At 29.4% G+C, this 17,996-nt stretch carries 16 protein-coding genes and 1 tRNA gene; 6 read left to right on the forward strand and 11 right to left on the reverse strand.

The window, feature by feature from the left end; translation table 11 throughout:
• Nucleotides 1-137: 137 nt before the first annotated feature.
• The 6 genes from BW723_RS03495 to BW723_RS03520 all read right to left on the reverse strand — a co-directional run bounded on the left by BW723_RS03495 (nt 138) and on the right by BW723_RS03520 (nt 2,111).
• Nucleotides 138-208: transfer RNA gene (locus BW723_RS03495), tRNA-Cys, on the reverse strand.
• 54 nt (nt 209-262) lie between these two features.
• Nucleotides 263-643, reverse strand: coding sequence for a VOC family protein (locus BW723_RS03500; protein ID WP_068362218.1), 381 nt, complete (start codon nt 641-643; stop codon nt 263-265).
• 7 nt (nt 644-650) lie between these two features.
• On the reverse strand, nt 651-1,007 hold the full coding sequence (gene folB / locus BW723_RS03505) for a dihydroneopterin aldolase (RefSeq protein WP_068362214.1): 357 nt from the start codon (nt 1,005-1,007) through the stop codon (nt 651-653).
• An 8-nt stretch (nt 1,008-1,015) separates the two neighbouring features.
• The gene (locus BW723_RS03510) at nt 1,016-1,444 is read right to left on the reverse strand and encodes a DUF2452 domain-containing protein (protein ID WP_068362211.1); all 429 of its coding nucleotides are present in this window, start codon (nt 1,442-1,444) and stop codon (nt 1,016-1,018) included.
• A 5-nt stretch (nt 1,445-1,449) separates the two neighbouring features.
• Nucleotides 1,450-1,836, reverse strand: coding sequence for a VOC family protein (locus tag BW723_RS03515; RefSeq protein ID WP_068362208.1), 387 nt, complete (start codon nt 1,834-1,836; stop codon nt 1,450-1,452).
• A gap of 59 nt (nt 1,837-1,895) precedes the next feature.
• Entirely contained in the window at nt 1,896-2,111 is a 216-nt protein-coding gene (locus tag BW723_RS03520) for a zinc ribbon domain-containing protein (protein WP_068362205.1), read from the reverse strand.
• 111 nt (nt 2,112-2,222) lie between these two features.
• On the opposite strand from BW723_RS03520, the gene BW723_RS03525 reads away from it, so the two are divergent.
• Together BW723_RS03525 and BW723_RS03530 are read left to right on the forward strand one after the other, a co-directional pair.
• Nucleotides 2,223-3,908, forward strand: coding sequence for a glutamine--tRNA ligase/YqeY domain fusion protein (locus BW723_RS03525; RefSeq protein ID WP_068362202.1), 1,686 nt, complete (start codon nt 2,223-2,225; stop codon nt 3,906-3,908).
• 145 nt (nt 3,909-4,053) lie between these two features.
• Nucleotides 4,054-4,359, forward strand: coding sequence for a DUF6370 family protein (locus BW723_RS03530; RefSeq protein WP_262904283.1), 306 nt, complete (start codon nt 4,054-4,056; stop codon nt 4,357-4,359).
• Nucleotides 4,360-4,380: 21 nt separating this feature from the next.
• Here the strand turns inward: BW723_RS03530 and BW723_RS03535 are convergent, their stop codons facing one another.
• Nucleotides 4,381-7,011, reverse strand: coding sequence for a DUF5916 domain-containing protein (locus tag BW723_RS03535; RefSeq protein ID WP_068362199.1), 2,631 nt, complete (start codon nt 7,009-7,011; stop codon nt 4,381-4,383).
• A 390-nt stretch (nt 7,012-7,401) separates the two neighbouring features.
• Here BW723_RS03535 and rplM point away from each other — a divergent pair, with 390 nt between their 5' ends.
• From rplM to tsf, 4 genes are all read left to right on the forward strand, one after another.
• Complete coding sequence (gene rplM / locus BW723_RS03540) at nt 7,402-7,857, forward strand: 50S ribosomal protein L13 (RefSeq protein WP_068362196.1); 456 nt, start codon at nt 7,402-7,404, stop codon at nt 7,855-7,857.
• Nucleotides 7,857-8,243, forward strand: coding sequence for a 30S ribosomal protein S9 (gene rpsI / locus BW723_RS03545; protein ID WP_068362193.1), 387 nt, complete (start codon nt 7,857-7,859; stop codon nt 8,241-8,243). Before rplM ends, rpsI begins: the two co-directional genes overlap by 1 nt.
• A gap of 151 nt (nt 8,244-8,394) precedes the next feature.
• A complete protein-coding gene (gene rpsB / locus BW723_RS03550) occupies nt 8,395-9,177 on the forward strand; it encodes a 30S ribosomal protein S2 (RefSeq protein ID WP_068362191.1) in 783 nt (260 codons plus the stop codon).
• Between the two features lie 25 nt (nt 9,178-9,202).
• Nucleotides 9,203-10,174 (forward strand): translation elongation factor Ts, encoded by a 972-nt coding sequence (gene tsf / locus BW723_RS03555; RefSeq protein WP_068363565.1) that lies wholly within the window; start codon nt 9,203-9,205, stop codon nt 10,172-10,174.
• 61 nt (nt 10,175-10,235) lie between these two features.
• Here the strand turns inward: tsf and BW723_RS03560 are convergent, their stop codons facing one another.
• The 4 genes from BW723_RS03560 to BW723_RS03575 are packed head-to-tail and all read right to left on the reverse strand — an operon-like array spanning nt 10,236 to nt 17,992.
• Nucleotides 10,236-10,772 (reverse strand): hypothetical protein, encoded by a 537-nt coding sequence (locus tag BW723_RS03560; RefSeq protein WP_068362188.1) that lies wholly within the window; start codon nt 10,770-10,772, stop codon nt 10,236-10,238.
• A 49-nt stretch (nt 10,773-10,821) separates the two neighbouring features.
• Nucleotides 10,822-12,786, reverse strand: coding sequence for a DUF3857 domain-containing protein (locus BW723_RS03565; protein WP_068362185.1), 1,965 nt, complete (start codon nt 12,784-12,786; stop codon nt 10,822-10,824).
• Nucleotides 12,787-12,792: 6 nt separating this feature from the next.
• Nucleotides 12,793-14,718, reverse strand: coding sequence for a DUF3857 domain-containing protein (locus BW723_RS03570; protein WP_226789215.1), 1,926 nt, complete (start codon nt 14,716-14,718; stop codon nt 12,793-12,795).
• The gene (locus BW723_RS03575) at nt 14,702-17,992 is read right to left on the reverse strand and encodes a toxin-antitoxin system YwqK family antitoxin (protein WP_068362179.1); all 3,291 of its coding nucleotides are present in this window, start codon (nt 17,990-17,992) and stop codon (nt 14,702-14,704) included. The genes BW723_RS03570 and BW723_RS03575 overlap by 17 nt, the downstream gene beginning before the upstream one ends.
• Between the last annotated feature and the right edge of the window lie 4 nt (nt 17,993-17,996).

Raw genomic sequence — 17,996 nt, forward strand, 5'->3', positions numbered from 1 at the left:
CGCATCTTACTGAACACAACCAACAGGTAAAAATTCAATTGCAACACATCCTGATTCTAAACAATATAAGCAAAGAAGTAGCAAAAACAAAAAAACCCTAACTCATAAAAAGATAGGGTTTAATTTTTAAAAAATTGAGGTGTCTAGCGGATTCGAACCGCTGTACATGGTTTTGCAAACCATTGCCTAGCCGCTCGGCCAAGACACCTTTTGTATTTAGGATTGCAAATTTACGTAAAAATACGTTTACTGCAAGTATTTTTTACTTTTTGATTCTCCAAGGTGGATTTATTCTGTTTTTGCCACCAAAAAAGAGAATTAATTGATTACCGTCTACATCTTTTAACCTTGCTTCTCTCCACAACCAACTTTTATCAGAAGGCATTTCATCAAAATGTATTCCTTTTTGTTTTAACTCTTTTACTTTGTTATCTAAATCTTCACATTCAAAATATACATAAACACCTTCTCCTTTTGGCAACTTTTCTACTTTATGAATAGAAAACGTTGAGTTACCATCAGGGCAAACAAATCTTGCATAATTAGGCAAAGCATCTACAACTAACTCTAATCCTAATTTTTGATAAAAATTAATAGCTTTATCAACATTTAAAGAAGGAATAGTAACTTGATTTAGATTCATGAAAATATTATCTTTTTTTCGTTAAAATGATAACAACCTCTTCTACATTACCACCAATTGGCGGATTTATTTTTGCAACAGCTACTTTCGCTTTTTTAATCATTTGTATTTCTCTAAAAAAACGATCTAAAATACGTTGTGCAACTTCTTCTAATAATTTAGAACGAATTGCCATTTCTTCTTTTACAATATGATTTAAATGCACATAATCTACTGTATCTGCTAAATTATCTGTCTTTGCAGATTTTTTTAAATCTGCTTTTACATCAACATCCACTCTATACCAAGAACCAATTTTTGCTTCTTCTTCTAAACAGCCGTGAAAAGCATAAAGTTTTATATTATTTACTTGAATTATTCCCATTTATTATTTTATTCTTCTTGATTAGAAGCTGATTCTATTTTTTCCCACATTTTATCTGTATTTAATCTAAAGGAGCCTAAATACTCAAAACTACATTGTTCTGGAGCTATGATTGATAAAAATGGTTCATTTTTTTTATTGTTATATAAATGATAATGCTCTCCAAAAATTGGCTCGAAACTAAATTTTGCATTGTATACTAAATCATTGTAATGAAATTTCTGCATCAACTCTTCATATTGCGCCTTAACTTCATCAAACTTAGATTTGAATTGTTTATTTACCCTTTGAATTCCGTCATTTTTCCAACTTGCAGTATGTAAAGGTTGAATTACTGGCGAACTTGCAGATGTTCCATAAGGTTTTAGCGCTGCATCATATTGCTGAGTTTCTTCATTAAAAACAACTAAATCTGGTTTTTTATTATCCTTTTTCATAACCTCTACTTTACATCATTATTAATTTCTATCCAATAACCATCTGGATCTTGAAAATAAAATTGTTGAATGCCATCTTTACGCACATAATCTTTATTTGGCGTACCTGTCCAATCAGAATAATCAATTTTTAAATCGATTAAATGATTTACAAACGATTCTATATTTGGTGTCGCCAAAGCAAAATGTACTGCTTTATTAGTTTTAACTTCTAAATTAGGTCTTGGAATTAAGTGTAACTGTTTTCCATTATCTAATGCCAACCAACGTGTTTTAGAGTTAGAAGCAGTATTTTCTATTTCTTTAAAGTTAAAGACTTTTTGATAAAATGCGATAGACTCATCAACATTTTTTACAGAAATAGCAATATGATTAAATGTAAACGTGTGCATATTTTATCCTAATTATAGAAAAACAAAATTACGATAAAAAAACACAAAACTTAAATGCTCTAGCTTGTGAAAAAATCAAAAACGTTGCTAATTGCACTTGTTTTGGTTTTATAAAATTCGGTGTAAGTACATCTTTCGCAAGTTACGCTGGTAAATTTCTGATTCTGAATATCAAAAATTTTAGATAAAGTTCCGCCCGTTGCTCGCATTTGTCCTAATTTATAGGTTTTAGAATTGCATTTTGGGCAGGTGTAATTTCTTATTTTATCGCTCATAATATTTGGTATTTATATATTAGAGGTTCAAACACTATTTTTGTTACAAGATAGTTAATTGCAATACAATATTTTGCTTAATTTTGTTGCTTAATTTATTTAGAAAAATAGATGTCTGAAGAAAATAAATCGCTCAATTTTTTAGAGCATATTATAGAGGAAGATTTGGCTAATGGAATGCCAAAAGAAGATTTACGTTTTCGTTTTCCACCAGAACCTAATGGATATTTACACATTGGGCACACTAAAGCAATAGGTATTAGTTTTGGGTTAGGTGAAAAATACAATGCGCCAGTTAACTTACGTTTCGACGATACAAACCCAGCAAAAGAAGAGCAGGAATACGTAGATGCTATTAAAGAAGATATTTCTTGGTTAGGCTACAATTGGGCAAACGAATGTTATTCTTCAGATTATTTTCAGCAATTGTATGACTGGGCAATTCTGTTAATAAAAGATGGTAAAGCCTATGTAGATTCGCAAACATCAGAAGAAATGCGAATTCAAAAAGGTACACCAACAGAAGTTGGAACTAATAGTCCTTTTAGAAATAGATCTGTAGAAGAAAACTTGGCATTGTTTCAAGGGATGAAAGAGGGTAAGTTTAAGGAAGGTGAACATACTTTACGTGCCAAAATTGATATGGCAGATGATAATATGCTGATGCGTGACCCGCTGATGTACAGAATTATGTATAAATCACATCATAGAACAGGTAATGATTGGTGTATTTACCCAATGTATGATTGGACACATGGTGAAAGCGATTATATTGAACAAATTTCTCATTCTTTATGTTCTTTAGAGTTTAAACCGCATAGAAAATTATACAATTGGTTTAGAGATAATATTTACGAATTTAGTAAGTCTAATTTTCCACTACCACCTAAACAACGTGAGTTTTCTCGTTTAAACTTAAGTTATACCATAATGAGTAAACGTAAGTTACTTAAATTGGTAGAAGAAAATATTGTTTCTGGTTGGGATGATCCAAGAATGCCAACCATTTCTGGTTTAAGAAGACGTGGTTATACACCTGCTGCTATTAGAAGTTTTGTAGAAACTGTTGGGGTTTCTAAACGAGAAAATGTGATAGATGTAGCGCTTTTAGAATTTAAAATTCGTGAAGATTTAAATAAAACAGCTCCTAGAGTTATGGCTGTTTTAGATCCTGTTAAAGTGGTAATTACCAATTATCCTGAAGGAGAAGAAGAACTTTTAGATGCCAACTATAATGATTATGAAGATGGTTTTGGAAGTAGAAAAGTTCCGTTTTCTAGAGAAATTTACATCGAAAAAGAAGATTTTAGAGAAGAAGCAAATAAAAAGTTTTTCCGATTAAAATTAGGAAAAGAAGTCCGATTAAAAAACGCCTATTTTATTACTGCCAATAGTTGCACAAAAGATGAAAATGGAAATGTAATTGAAATTCAATGTACTTACGATCCGTTAACAAAATCTGGAAGTGGTACAGAAGAAAGCAAACGAAAAGTAAAAGGTACTTTACATTGGGTTTCTGTAAAACACGCTATAAAAGCAGAAGTTAGAGCTTATGATCGTTTGTTTTTAGATGAAGCACCTGATTCTCATAAAGATAAAGATTACATGGAATTTATCAATCCGAATTCTTTAGAAGTTATTGAAGCCTATTTAGAACCAAGTTTACAAACTGCAGAAAAAGGAGAACGTTTCCAATTTCAACGTTTAGGCTATTTTAATGTAGATGATGATTCTACATCAGAAAAATTAGTTTTTAATAAAACTGTTGGATTAAGAGATTCTTGGGGAGGTAAATAGTTTTTACAAACTACCCAACTAAATATAACTTCAACTTTACAACAACAAATTAAAAGCACTCGAATTTACAAAAACCAAATAAAATTGTTTTTCAATTCGAGTGTTTTTTTTTGAATTACTAAATAATTAATAAAAAGAACTTTAGATGATTAAAAAAATATTTCTACTTTCAATTTTTATGATTGCATTTGCTTGTGATAATAAAAAAGAAATAAAACAAACCGCAGAGATTTCTTGTGGGCAATGTCAGTTCAATTTAGTAGGAGATGGCTGCGATTTAGCAGTTCGTTTTAATAACAAAGCTTACTTTGTTGATGGTTTTGGAATTGATGATTTTGGTGATGCCCATGACAAACAAACCGGTTTTTGCGAAGTAATTAGATTTGGAGAAGTTAAAGGTTACTTAAAAGATGATAAGTTTTTAGCTTCTGATATTAAACTATTAAAATAATTTTTAAAACATCATTTTACCTTACCTTCTAAATCGATAGGTAAATTTAACTAAAAAAGTGTCGTTTGCTGGTGCATGAAATACTTGTTCTGAAACAGCATCTACCAAGTCTTCAGAAATTGCAGCATTACCTGTAGAACCTCTAGACCATACTAAAAAAAGTTCTGAGCCTGATATGTATTCCCATCTTGCTACTAAATTGGTTTGCAATTGTACAAACGAAAAATTAGGATTATCAAAAGAATAATCTGTTGCTCCATCTCTGTTTTCATCAATCAAATACACATCATTATTAAAGGTAATTTGATTATTATCAAACACAGCAATTCTATCGTTTATACTCGATCCTAAAGGATTAATAACCTGATTTAAATCTGAAAATGTTCCTTTTGATATAAAAGGTTGCCCATAAAACTGTAAAGAAATATCTGGAGTAAAACTATAGTTAATGCGTAATGTTGTACTTAAGGTTTGATTCTGAATTTTACCTAAAATATATCTTGGATTATTGTTAAAATTCGTTTCTGAAACATACTGGGTTTTATCGTACAAATTGGCATATTCTATATTTAAAGACATACTTAATGCATCTGTAGCTTGGTAATTTGTTCGAATAACAAAACGATCTCTACTCACCACATTTTCTGAAGTATGTCTATTAGAATATCCTAAAGTAAAACTAAATAATTTACTTTGATTTGAGCCAAAGAAAAGGTACCAAAACCCAGTATTGGGTCTTTTAAAACGAGGGCCTCCTCTTAAGTAAAAATTGTCAAAATAATTTGTACTAATTCCATAACCAGCTTCTGTCCACCAATTGTTTATCCAACTAACTTCACCATTTAATTCAAAACGTACTCTGTTTAAATTTCCTGCAAAATCATAATAAGTACTTTGCTCAAATCTTGCTCTTATATTTCTGTAAGTTTCTGTAGGTACTTGCCATAAATGACTTAAATTACCAAACTGAATAATTTCGTCTGTTCTTCTTAAAAAACCAACATCATTGAGTTCTAATTCTGGAGAACGCCAGATTACACCTCCATTATACCTCCAATTTCCACCTCCATTTTTCCCCATTTCAATTCGTCCTCCAGAACCAGACAAAGAGGTTTTATTAAAATCTACAGCAACGTGACTTGCATCTGTTCTTTGAAAATTATGACGTAAAGTTTGTTGTGTTGCTGTAATTGCTTCTTTACTTCCTAAAACGCGACTAAAAATTACATTTCCATCTAAAAAATATTCTCTGTTTTTCCAGTTGTGCTGAAAATCAATCCCACCAGTATATGCAGCTTTATGCAGTTCATTAAAACTATTATTTAAATGCCTGTTTGTGGCAGTAAAAATTCCGCCAATAAACGAATTTCTATCATTAAAATCTTTTTGAACACGTGTTACAAAATAGTTGGTTAAAGGCTCTACAATTTCTTCTCTAGTGTTTCCATCTGTTTGTTTTATCTCTGCAAATTCATTACCAGTAACACTTTCTAAAACACCAATAGACCAACCCTCTCTTGTTTTTCCAGAAAATTTTGCAGCTCCTAAAATTCTAGAATTCTGAGGTTCGTTTGCATATTCTCCTGTTAATAGATTTGCAGACCTATGAGGGTTTCTACCGATTCTTCTGCTGTAAAATAAGTTATCACTTCCGTTTGCAAATTCGTAATCGAAAATATTACTATTCTCTACAAAAAATGGGCGCTGTTCTTCAAAGAAAATTTGGAAACCATCTAAAGCAATAGCTCCAGGGTCTGCTTCTACTTGTCCAAAATCTGGATTAACAGTTAAGTCTAAAGTTAAATCATTTGTAATTCCTATTTTAGCATCTAGGCCTGCATTAAATTTAAAGTCTTTACCTGTTCTATAAGGATTACCTACTTCTTCAGGATATTTGTCATATTTCAAAACGGTAAATGGCTGAATTTCTAATTGCTTTTGAGAAACTAGATTTTTTAATCCATGTAATTCTCCTGCTTCACTTATAAAGCCTGCCTGATCATTAGGTATTCTTTGCCAAAGCGATCTTTCTTGCAATCTAAAAATAGTTCTATTTACATTAAAACCCCAAATCTGTTCTTCTGCTTTTCCAAACCTTAACTGACTAAAAGGAATTTTCATTTCGGCTGTCCAGCCTTTACCATCTATTTTTGCATTTGTATACCAAATTGGGTTCCAGCTATCATCCCAATTATCTCCATTTTGAGAAGCAAACTCCTCTCCTTTTACACCTGCTGCAGTTGTTGTAAAAACGAATGCAGTTCTTTTATCATGATAACTATCTATAATTACATTTACCCTATCTCCTTGAAAGCCATCTCTTCTACTCAATCTTCTTTGTGTTAAATCTGGCTCAGCATCTAAAGCTCTAATCGCAACATATAAATACTTCTTATCATACATCACTTTAAATAATGTTTGATGTGTAGGCGGTTTCCCCTCATCTGGTTCTTTTTGGGTAAAATCTGAAGACCATTCTACAACATTCCAAGCATCATCAGATACATCACCATCAATTACAGGTACTTTTAGTAAAGGTTTGGTAGTGTAAATTCTTTTAGGAATTTTATTCTGAGAAGTTTCTTGCGATCTTGTTTTTAATGATAAAACAAAGAATAATACTAAAAAAATTATAAGGTAATTTTGTTTCATTAAGCTGATTGGTCTACAAAATCATTCACTAAAATGTAATTGATTTAATTTAGCAACAAAAGTAACTTTCTGTTTTCTTAAATTTTTGTTAATAAATTAACTAAGTAATTGAGAATTTAAAAAAAAAAATACAAAAACAGAATTATTATTTACTAATACAACATAAATATTAATTATGCTCATTAATACGATTATTTATATTTTAAAGATTGTTCTAGTTAAGATTTAATAATAATTTAAAAATTTACTTACACTATTTTTAATTTACTGTAAGGCAACTAAATTATTCTAACTCACTATTTGTCAAACCAATAAAAAGAAGTACATTTGCACTCCTTTTTTAAGGAAAATAAATATTATTAACATAGCACAAAGACTAAAAGTGTAATTATGAACACATTAAGTTACAAAACAGTATCAGCAAACGCAGCTACCGTAAACAAGGAGTGGGTTTTAGTTGATGCAGACGGGCAAACGTTGGGTCGTCTAGCTTCTAAAGTAGCAAAGCTAATTAGAGGTAAATACAAGCCAAACTATACTCCTCACGTAGATTGTGGAGATAACGTGGTTATTATCAACGCAGAAAAAATCAATTTAACTGGAAACAAGTGGAGAGACAAATCTTACATTCGTCACACAGGTTACCCAGGAGGACAGAGATCGTTAACTGCAACAGAAATGTTTGAGAAAGATCCTACAAGATTAATCGAAAAAGCAGTAAAAGGTATGTTACCAAAAAACACTTTAGGTAGCGCTTTATACAGAAACTTGTATGTATATGCAGGTGGTGAGCACAAACACGCAGGTCAAGAACCTAAAGCTATTAACCTTAACGATTACAAATAATGGATATAGTACACAAAATCGGTAGAAGAAAAACAGCTGTTGCTCGTATTTATCTTTCAGAAGGTAAAGGTAACATTACTGTAAACAAAAAAGATTACAAGAGTTACTTTACAACTGGTACTTTACAATATAAAGTACAACAACCTTTAATGTTAACAGAAAACTTAGAGTCTTACGACATTAAAGTTAACGTTTATGGTGGTGGAGTTACAGGACAAGCAGAAGCAATTCGTTTAGCAATTACTAGAGCTTTAGTTTCTATTAACGAAGAGCACAGAGCTATCTTAAAACCAGAAGGTTTATTAACAAGAGATCCAAGAATGGTTGAACGTAAGAAATTCGGTCAGAAGAAAGCACGTAAAAAATTCCAATTCTCGAAACGTTAATATTTTACAGAATTTATTCTGCAATATATTTTCTCAGAGAACTGTTATTATTACAAAATTTAATATTAAACAGTTTAGTATCTAAATAATTAAGACTCGAAAGACTACTTATTTATTGATTTAAGAAACAGAAAGTAAACACATTTTAAAAATGGCAAACGTAAACATTCAAGAATTATTAGAAAGTGGAGTACACTTTGGTCACTTAACAAGAAAGTGGAATCCAAATATGGCTCCTTATATTTATACAGAAAGAAATGGTGTACACATCATTGATTTGTATAAAACTGCAGCTAAAATAGAAGAAACTTCAGAAGCTTTAAAAAAGATTGCAAACTCTGGACGTAAAATTTTATTTGTAGCTACAAAAAAACAAGCAAAAGACATCGTTGCTGAAAAAGCAAAAGCTGTAAACATGCCTTACATCACAGAAAGATGGCCAGGTGGTATGTTAACTAACTTTGTTACTATTAGAAAAGCTGTTAAAAAAATGGCTCAGATTGATAGAATGAAGACTGATGGTTCTTTTGATGCATTATCTAAAAGAGAAAAATTACAAATTAATCGTCAAAGAGAAAAATTAGAAAAGAATTTAGGTTCTATTTCTGATATGACTCGTTTACCAGGTGCATTATTTGTAATCGACATTAAAAAAGAGCACATTGCTGTTGCTGAAGCTCAAAAATTAAACATTCCTATTTTTGCAATGGTAGATACAAACTCTGACCCAAGAGAGGTAGATTTTGTTATACCAGCAAATGATGATGCTTCTAAATCTATAGATAAAGTTTTATCTTTTGTAACTGATGCAGTTGCTGAAGGTTTATCTGATAGAAAAGCAGATAAAGAAAAAGTAAAAGAAGCTAAAGCTGCTCCTGTAAAAGAAGAAGCTAAAGCAGAAGTTGCTGAAACAAGTACAGAAGAAACAAAATAATTCTAACTTTAAAAATAAAAATAACATGGAAACAGTAAAAGTAAGTGCTGCTGATGTTAAAAAATTAAGAGAAGCTACTGGGGCTGGAATGATGGACTGTAAAAAGGCATTAGTTGAAGCTGGTGGTGATTTTGATCAAGCAATTGATGTTTTACGTAAAAAAGGTCAGAAAATTGCTGCAAAAAGAGCTGATAGAGAATCTACAGAAGGTGTTGCAGTAACAAGAATTAACGAAGCAAAAACAGAAGGTGTTGCTATTGTTTTAGCTTGTGAAACTGACTTTGTTGGTAAAAACGAAAAATTTGTTGCCTTAGGTGGTCAATTTGCTGATATCGCTTTAAATTATGATAGCAAAGAAGATTTCTTAGCTGCAGATTTTGGTGGTATGACAGTTGCTGATAAATTAGTTGAACAAACTGGTGTAATTGGTGAAAAGTTAGACATTACTGCTTTTGAAAAAGTAAAAGCTGCTTATGTTGGTGCTTACACTCACATTGGTAAAATTGCTGCTTTAGTTGGTTTATCTGCGGTTGTAGATAATGCTGATGTTTTAGCAAAAGATGTTGCTATGCAAGTTGCTTCTATGGGAGCTACAACTTTATCTTACAAAGATTTTGATCCTGCTTTTGTAGCTGCTGAAACAGAAGCTAGAATTGCAGTTATTGAAAAAGATAATATTGAATTAGGTAGATTAGGTAAAACATTAAAAAATGTACCTCAATTTATTTCTATGTCTCAGTTAACCGAAGAAGTTTTAGCACAAGCTGAAGCTGATGCTAAAGCACAATTAGCTGCTGAAGGTAAACCAGAAAAAATCTGGGATAGAATTTTACCAGGAAAAATGGAAAGATTTATTGCAGATAACACTACTTTAGATATGGAACAATGTCTTTTAGATCAATCTTTTATTAAAGATGAAAAGAAAAACGTTGCTCAATATGTATCTACTTATGGTGATGTTGAAGTATCTACTTTTAAAAGAGTAACTTTAGGATAAGCATATTCTTATTCCTATTATAATATCAAAAACCTCGCAATTTGCGAGGTTTTTTTGTATTTTAAAAAAAAGAAAAACCTAAACCAAAAGAAAGGCTATCTATTCTATTATTTTCAAAACCAAAGATTCCTTTTCTGTGAAAATCTAGTTTTAAAATTAGATTCCATCTATTTTCACCAGAAAACTGAGAACCTATACCAAAGCCATAATAATTACCATCTGGATATCTGCTAGATGGCCTCCACATTTTACCATAACTCATTTCTACAAAAAAAGCATCATCTTCTCTTTCTGTAATGTTGTATTTTAAACTACAATAAGTTGGTATTGCACTTACAGAATATCTACTATGATAATCGTAACCCGCATTTATACTCACAGCAAACTTTCTTTGAAATTCGTAACCAAAACCTGTTCTAAAAAAAAAACCAGTAAAATCTATTAAATATTCATCGTCATCAGGTTCAAATAAAACATAATTTTCATTTAAACCTAATGAAAAATTTAATGACCCTGTAAAAAAAGGCCTGTTTAAATTATCTTGTGCAAAAGATTGCCCTACATATAATAGCGCAAAGAACAGTAATTTTTTAACCATAAAGTTTGTTTTGATTTCATCAATTGAAACAAAAACTATTCCACTTTAACTATTTAGGCTCTAATAATAATACTATTTTATTAAAATCTGCAGCAGAATTTATTACAGTTCTATACTCTTCATATAAAGCTACTTTTATGATGTTTTCTCTATAATGTTCATCCGCAGTAATTTTTAAAACATCACCATTTAATTCGTAAAAAGATTTAAAAGAAAATAATTCTTCACCATCTTCTGAGTAAGAATTATCAATATTAATATCATCTAAATTGGTGATTTTATAACCATCAGGAATTTTAATATTTATAGTTCTGTAATAACTTCTATGAAACTCTTGTTCTAAAGGCAATACTCTCTCTTTCTCTTGATACATTTGCATTTGTGGACCAATGATATCACCCAACTTAAATAAGTACTTTCTACCCGCTTTTTCTACAAATGCTTCTGATGTAAAATCAACAATAAATTGCAAAGGCTTAACACCAAACAATTCTGATTCTCCGTTTACAATTTCTCTTTTTTCTATTGTTAATTCTGATGTAATACTTTCTATAATATTATCTACCAATTCGTCTCTATCATCACCAATAATAAAATGCATAAAGGGTTGAATGTTACCTGCATAATAACCCCCTAAAGATCTATCAAAATGAATGATGTTTTCTGTTAAATCATCTGGATTAAAAGCAATGTCTACAACCATTGTATCTTCTGTTTCACTTGCTTGTACTGGCTCAATATATTTAACTTTACCAACTGCAGATTTATAATCACCAATTTTAACTTCTTTAATAAACAAACCATAATTATCCATTAAAAAAGGTGTTGGAAAACCATATCTTTTTTCTTGAGCTGATGGTTCTAAATATTTTTTATGCTTTGGAAAATAGATTAAAAAATCGGTTAAAAAATTATTGGCTTCAAAAGTTTTATCAAACTTAATTTGATCTCTGCTACTTGTTAAAACCAATTCGTGCTTAATATTAAAAGTTCTCAATAACGAAATATACAATTTTAATGTACCTGTTTCATTAGCCACTTTTTTGGTTAAAACCAAATCTAAATCTTGTAATTCATCACTATAAGCTTCAGAAGAATATACGTTGCTTTTTATATAAGATTCTAGTCTTCTAATGATGGTTTCTTCATCAGTATTTTCTGGAATTTCTAATTCTTCGATAAATTTACTGATTAAACCAGTTGTTTTATTCTCATATTCTGGGTAATAAAAAGAGTATAAATTCTGTGAAACTTTGCTGTATGAAACAATATCTGAAGTATTATTCGCAATATTTTTATCAATCTTATAAACTACATAACCTTTGGCTGCATTGTAAGCAGAAAGGTATTCATTATCTAATTTTTTAAGATCTTTTAGGTATAATTTATAGTGAAATTTATCCTTATTTAAAGTATCTTGTTTTACTTCTGGTAAACCGTTAAAACTCTTAAAAGCAAAGGTTAAATTAGATGGCGAAAGTAAATCGAACTCAATTTTATTTTTAGGATAATCATCTTGAATATTAAGCTTTTTACCCATATAAGCTGGGTCTTTTTTAACCACATATAAATACTCAATAAAACTACCTTTTGTAATTCCTTCAAAAGCAAAATACTTGTATTGTCTGCCTGTTTCTTCATCTTGTGCAGTAAGTATTTTAGATTCATCTAAGTTAATAATTTTACCATCTGTATCTATAACTCTGGCTTTGTTTATTTGCAATTCTGAATCCGAAGAAAATGGTAAATAAATTTTATTAAACTCCTCAATAGCATCATCAGAATTTAACCATAATATTTTATGCTCTAAAAAATACTCTACTAAAGCTTGCTCTTCGAAATGAAACTCTGTTACTATTTTTTCTTTAAGTGCAATTAAATTCTCATTACTACTTTTATCTACATTATGTGCAGGGTTTTCTTCCCAATCATAACTTTTATAAAAAGGGATAGTTTGCGCAAAATTAACTAAGGTTGTAACGAATAAAATTAGGGTAAATATGTATTTTTTCATAGTGCTTTATTGTTTCTTTAAAACTATAATTTCTTTGTATTGTTTCTCTATTTTTTTAATCAGTTTATTCAATTCCGTTTGTTGTTCTTTGGTTAAAACCAAAAAATTTAATTCGATATCTTGTTTGTAAAAAACCACGTTTTCTTTTAACTCATAAGAAATAGTGCAGGTAATTAAATCATCAGAAAAACTTACATTTTCTGGGATATAATCTACTATATAACCTTCTGGGATATTAAATTGAGTAACATAACTTTGATACCTTTTAAAATCATATTCAATAGCATATTCTCTTTTTTTATCGGCTTTTAAATCAGAAATATCTTTGTTTAAATTTAGGTTGATGTAAATTTCGTCTCCTAATTTTTTAAAGTAATTTTTAATTTCAAAATCGTAATTGATGATAAAATCTTCATCATAATCATACTTATTGATTTCTTCTAAATTATTGATTAAAAACTTGTTATTACCTTTAATAAATCTGGCATTATAAAAACCTTTTAATTTAGATTCTGAGTTGATATTTTCTAATGAATTAAAATAATTAATTTTAGGATAACCAGTAATATGCGTAATTGAATTACCCACTAAAACATTATCTTTAATATAAATAGTTGTGCTGTCTATAATTGCATTTTCTTTAGCATCTACCACAGGCACTGTTTTAACTTTAAATTCATTACCAAAAGAAACCAACGCTTCTTTACCTTGTATAAATGATGATGGCAAACCAAACTTTATATATCTACCTGTAGCATCTAAATAATAAGTTTTTCCGTTTTCTTCGTAAGACAAAATCATATGATTATCTACTACTGGAGTTGGCACTTCTTGGTAGGTGTAAGGTATACTTCTTGTACCAATCCAAGTTAAATTTCCTTTTATACCAGCAATTTCTAACATTTTAAAAAGGATGCTAGAATTGTCTTTACAATCGCCATATTTTTTTCTAAAAACCTCATTCGATTCTCTTGGAATAAATCCTCCTAAAGCATATTCGAAAGCAATATATTTTATGTTTTTTTGCGCCCAATAATAAATGGCTTTTACTTTTTCTAAGTCCGTTTTTTTATCCTTAGTAATTGTATTTACAATATTTACTAAAGCAGGATCTGGAGCTTCTTTGTTTACATTTTCTACCAAAGAATAATACCAATTGTACAAATCAGAAACTTCGCCCAATAATTTTTTAGTTTCTTTTTTTACTTTATAAGAATTAATTATTGGCACAATATGTGGCAAAATAGTAGTATAACTTGGTGTATTTGGCTCATATTCAAATTCATCTTGATTTTCTAAAACCCAAGTATAAATGGTTTTTTTACGTTTTTCTTCTTTGGTAAACGCTATATTTACTTTTGATGTATTAAACTCCTTAAAACTTAATTCAATGCCTTTATCAGCAATAATAGTAACTTTAGTTTTAATGATTGGAAAATAATCTCCAAAGAAAAAAGGACTTAAAAAACGCGGGTTTTTTATATTCTGAGAATATTCTAAAACTGATTTTGATCCTTTTTTTAACTTCGGATAAATAAAGCTTAAGGTTTTAGAATCGTCGTAAAAAGAATCGTTCAATTCATCTTTTTCTGTGAATTTATCAACTTTAGATTCTACGTATTTTCCGTTTTCGAAAGTATAAGAAAATGCATTAATCTCGTTAAGCTCAAAAAAGAAAGACGAACTTACACTGCTTTTAGAATTGTAAGTTGCAGACTCATTTAAGTATAAATCTTCTTCTTTGTTTTGTTCTAGAATTATTAATTCATCATTTTCTTGAGTAATTGATATTACAGTTTCTTTTAATAATCTTACTCTAGAATTTTCTGGATATAATTTACTATAAGTATTAAATTCTTCTGAAAATTGAGCAGTAATTGTACTTACAGCAAATAAAAAAAGAATGAATTGTAGCTTATAAATTTTCGACATTTTGTACTGTACCATTAACGTATTTCTTTTTCATTATTAATTTCCCTGACTCGTTATAATACAAACTAGTACCATGTTGAATGTTATTAACGTAAGTGCTTTCTTCTTTTTTTGATCCGTTTTCGTAATAAAGTGTGTATTTTCCATTTCTGTCTCCATTCTTATACACAATAGTTTCTTTTAACTTACCATTCATAAAATATTCTTTTCTGATGCCTTCCATATCATCATACTTATAGGTAAGTTCGTCTTCTATTTTACCATTAAAAAAATAAGATTTATAAGTATTTACTAAATCTCCATTTTTGTATTCCATTATTTTAGAAGGTTTACCATTGCTGTAAAAAGCACTGATTTTACCAGTTTCATTTTTTAATGGAATCATTGGTAACTCTGTACCAGCTTTATCTTTGTAACTGTATCCAATTAATGTGCCATAATTGTAAAATCTTATTAATTGCAATTTACCTGCAGGATCGTAAAACTCTTTTCTACCATTTAATTCGTTCAACTCATATTCTGTTGATGTTTCTATAACTCCGTCTTTGTAATAATGAATTGTTGTGCCAACTTCATTTCCGTTATCAAAGGTGTAATCAGATTCTAACTGACCATTTTTATAAAAGTTTTGCGATTTACCATTTATTTTTCCATTTAAATAAGTGGTTTTACTTTCTACTTCTCCTGTTTCGTAAAACCAAGTCCAAAGTCCGTTTTGCTCGCCATTTACATAATTACCTTTTACTTTTAGGTTTCCGTTAAAATAATAACCAGTATAACTACCATGTTTTACTTCGTTGATATAAGAAATGGTAGTTTGTGGTTTACCATTTGTATAGAAATTAGTTAAAACATTTTCTTTATTTTCTGATGTGAATATTAATTTTTGGGTTGATGTACCTTCTTCATCAAAATACTCTTCATCAATTAATTTACCATATTCATAGCGTAAAATACTATTTAACTTTCCTTTAGGATCATAATACTTTTGCTCTCCATGAAATTGAGATCTATTATAAAAATTGATAGATTGAATTGTACCATCTTTGTAATAATATCTCCACTCACCATGTTGATTACCTTTCTTATACCAACCTTGTACATTTAACTGTTTGTTTTTATAATACGCTGCATAATAGCCATGTAAAACATCGTAATTATAAGGCGTAATACTTTCTAAATTTCCGTTTTTATAATAGGTAAAATAATCGCCAACAGTTACATCTTCATCATAAGTTCCTTTTGCATTTAAAACGCCATTATTAGAATAAAATTTCCATTCACCAAGTTTTCCACCTTCAATATCATATAAACCTCTAGAAACAACATTTCCATTTGGCGAGAATCCTTCGAAATTAAATTGATCATCTTTTTTAATTCCTTTACTTAATACTGAACCGTCTTTATTGTAATATGTATAGGCAATAATTTCTCCTCTATTGTATAAATAATCGTAAAACAATTTACCATCAGTATCATAAAAAACGTAAACATTATGTAGTTTTCCTTTTTTATAATCGAACTCACTTTGTACGTTACCATTTGCGTAATATGTTGTCCAAGCACCAGAATAAGCACCTTTTTCACTTTGCCCATCTTCAAAAATTTGCCCATTAGAATGATACGATTTATAACTACCATTTAAAGCTCCATTTACATAATCTGCCTCAGAAGAAACCTTTTGATTGTAATGATAAACTGTTCTTTTACCACTTAAAACACCATTTATATAATCTGATTTTGCATACAAAGTACCATCAGCATAATACTCTAAAGCTTCGCCTTCTATCAAGTCTTTTTCGTAAGGTATTTTAAACTCTAGTAAATCTTCGCCAACATTAAAATAAGATTGATACATACCATCTAACAACCCATCTTTAAAATATTTTTTTTGAATTAAAGCTCCACTACTATTATAAAACTCATATTTATCTGTTAAATCATTATTTTTAAAATTGGCATCTATGTGTATTTTACCATTATCATAATACATCGTATTTTGCCCTTCTAAAGCATCATCTTTATAAATGGCAGTTTCTTTCAGTTCTCCTAAATGATTATACCAAGTCCATTTACCAGTTTTATTACCATTATCATCATAAAAACCAGTCGTAGATAATTGCCCATAACCATCATAGAATGTCCACTCACCAACAGGTTTATTGTTTAATCTTTTACCTAATGCATTTACCGATCCATCGCCGTATTCATAAAAAACTTCTTGCTTTTCTCCATTTATAGTTAAAGTATTTTTCGCTATAATTTCTATCCATTTATTTTTAAAAAGTTTAAAAAAATCGAGAATATCTTGAGATTTTTTCTCTACAATTTCTTTAAACTCTTCGTTTTCTATTGAGTAAGAAATGGTGTAAGTAAAATCGTTAAAGTGATTTTCATTTAAAATCCAGTTGTAAAAAGGCACATATTTTTGTTCCCAAAAACCTCCATTCCCTTTAAAATCTTTTAACTGCTGAATCATTGCGTGATTCTGTTTGGTTAAGGAAATGTTTATTGGGTTACCTGTTTCGTAATCGGGATTTATAGCAACTTTGCTGTTTAAAATTAAGTCTATATCTTCGAAAGCATCATCTGCATCTGTAAGTTGCAAATTTTCGTTTTTTACATTCACATTTTTAGCAACTACTGTATTGTTTAAATTTTGTAATATAGAAAAGTTACCTTCTGCATCTGGCTCTAAAAGAATGTATAGATTATATGCCATTAAAGCTTGCGTTATTCTATGTTGTTTGTAAAATATATTACCAATTTGTAAATGCGTTTTTTTAAATAAAGGGTTTAAAATTATAGCTTCTTTATAAGCTTCTAAAGCCTCGTTAATTTTACCTTGTGTTTCTAAAACAACTCCTTTATTAAACCATAATAAATAGTTTTTAGGATAAATTTTAATTCCTTGTGCATAGGTTTCTAAAGCTTCATCATACTTTTTTAAATTAGTAAGCGCTACACCTTTATTGGTATAAAAAAACAATTTTGATGTGTTATGATCTGCTTTTATACCTTCATTTGCAACTTCAATTACTTCGTCATATTTATTTAGTTGTAATAAATAATAAGATTTTGATGTTAAAAGCGGATAATAAATAGAATCGTTCTTATTAATTTTATTAATTAGATCAACCGTTTTTTGATGATTGTTTTCTTTATTACTTTCTTCTATTTGAAGTTTAATTTCATCGTAATCTATAAATGGAATTTTTTCTTGGGCATTTATAAAACCTACAATAAAAAGGGCAAGGAACACTATTTTTTTCATAAAA

This window comes from Polaribacter reichenbachii, from assembly GCF_001975665.1.
GTDB classification, from domain to species: Bacteria; Bacteroidota; Bacteroidia; order Flavobacteriales; family Flavobacteriaceae; genus Polaribacter; species Polaribacter reichenbachii.

Bases quoted from the DNA above. Each gene is read 5' to 3' on its own strand.
- BW723_RS03510 (WP_068362211.1), bottom strand. From the start codon at position 1,444: ATGAAAAAGGATAATAAAAAACCAGATTTAGTTGTTTTTAATGAAGAA.
- rpsB (WP_068362191.1), top strand. From the start codon at position 8,395: ATGGCAAACGTAAACATTCAAGAATTATTAGAAAGTGGAGTACACTTT.
- BW723_RS03535 (WP_068362199.1), bottom strand. From the start codon at position 7,011: ATGAAACAAAATTACCTTATAATTTTTTTAGTATTATTCTTTGTTTTA.
- rpsI (WP_068362193.1), top strand. From the start codon at position 7,857: ATGGATATAGTACACAAAATCGGTAGAAGAAAAACAGCTGTTGCTCGT.
- rplM (WP_068362196.1), top strand. From the start codon at position 7,402: ATGAACACATTAAGTTACAAAACAGTATCAGCAAACGCAGCTACCGTA.
- BW723_RS03500 (WP_068362218.1), bottom strand. From the start codon at position 643: ATGAATCTAAATCAAGTTACTATTCCTTCTTTAAATGTTGATAAAGCT.
- BW723_RS03515 (WP_068362208.1), bottom strand. From the start codon at position 1,836: ATGCACACGTTTACATTTAATCATATTGCTATTTCTGTAAAAAATGTT.
- folB (WP_068362214.1), bottom strand. From the start codon at position 1,007: ATGGGAATAATTCAAGTAAATAATATAAAACTTTATGCTTTTCACGGC.
- BW723_RS03565 (WP_068362185.1), bottom strand. From the start codon at position 12,786: ATGAAAAAATACATATTTACCCTAATTTTATTCGTTACAACCTTAGTT.
- BW723_RS03560 (WP_068362188.1), bottom strand. From the start codon at position 10,772: ATGGTTAAAAAATTACTGTTCTTTGCGCTATTATATGTAGGGCAATCT.
- tsf (WP_068363565.1), top strand. From the start codon at position 9,203: ATGGAAACAGTAAAAGTAAGTGCTGCTGATGTTAAAAAATTAAGAGAA.
- BW723_RS03530 (WP_262904283.1), top strand. From the start codon at position 4,054: ATGATTAAAAAAATATTTCTACTTTCAATTTTTATGATTGCATTTGCT.
- BW723_RS03525 (WP_068362202.1), top strand. From the start codon at position 2,223: ATGTCTGAAGAAAATAAATCGCTCAATTTTTTAGAGCATATTATAGAG.
- BW723_RS03520 (WP_068362205.1), bottom strand. From the start codon at position 2,111: ATGAGCGATAAAATAAGAAATTACACCTGCCCAAAATGCAATTCTAAA.
- BW723_RS03575 (WP_068362179.1), bottom strand. From the start codon at position 17,992: ATGAAAAAAATAGTGTTCCTTGCCCTTTTTATTGTAGGTTTTATAAAT.
- BW723_RS03570 (WP_226789215.1), bottom strand. From the start codon at position 14,718: ATGTCGAAAATTTATAAGCTACAATTCATTCTTTTTTTATTTGCTGTA.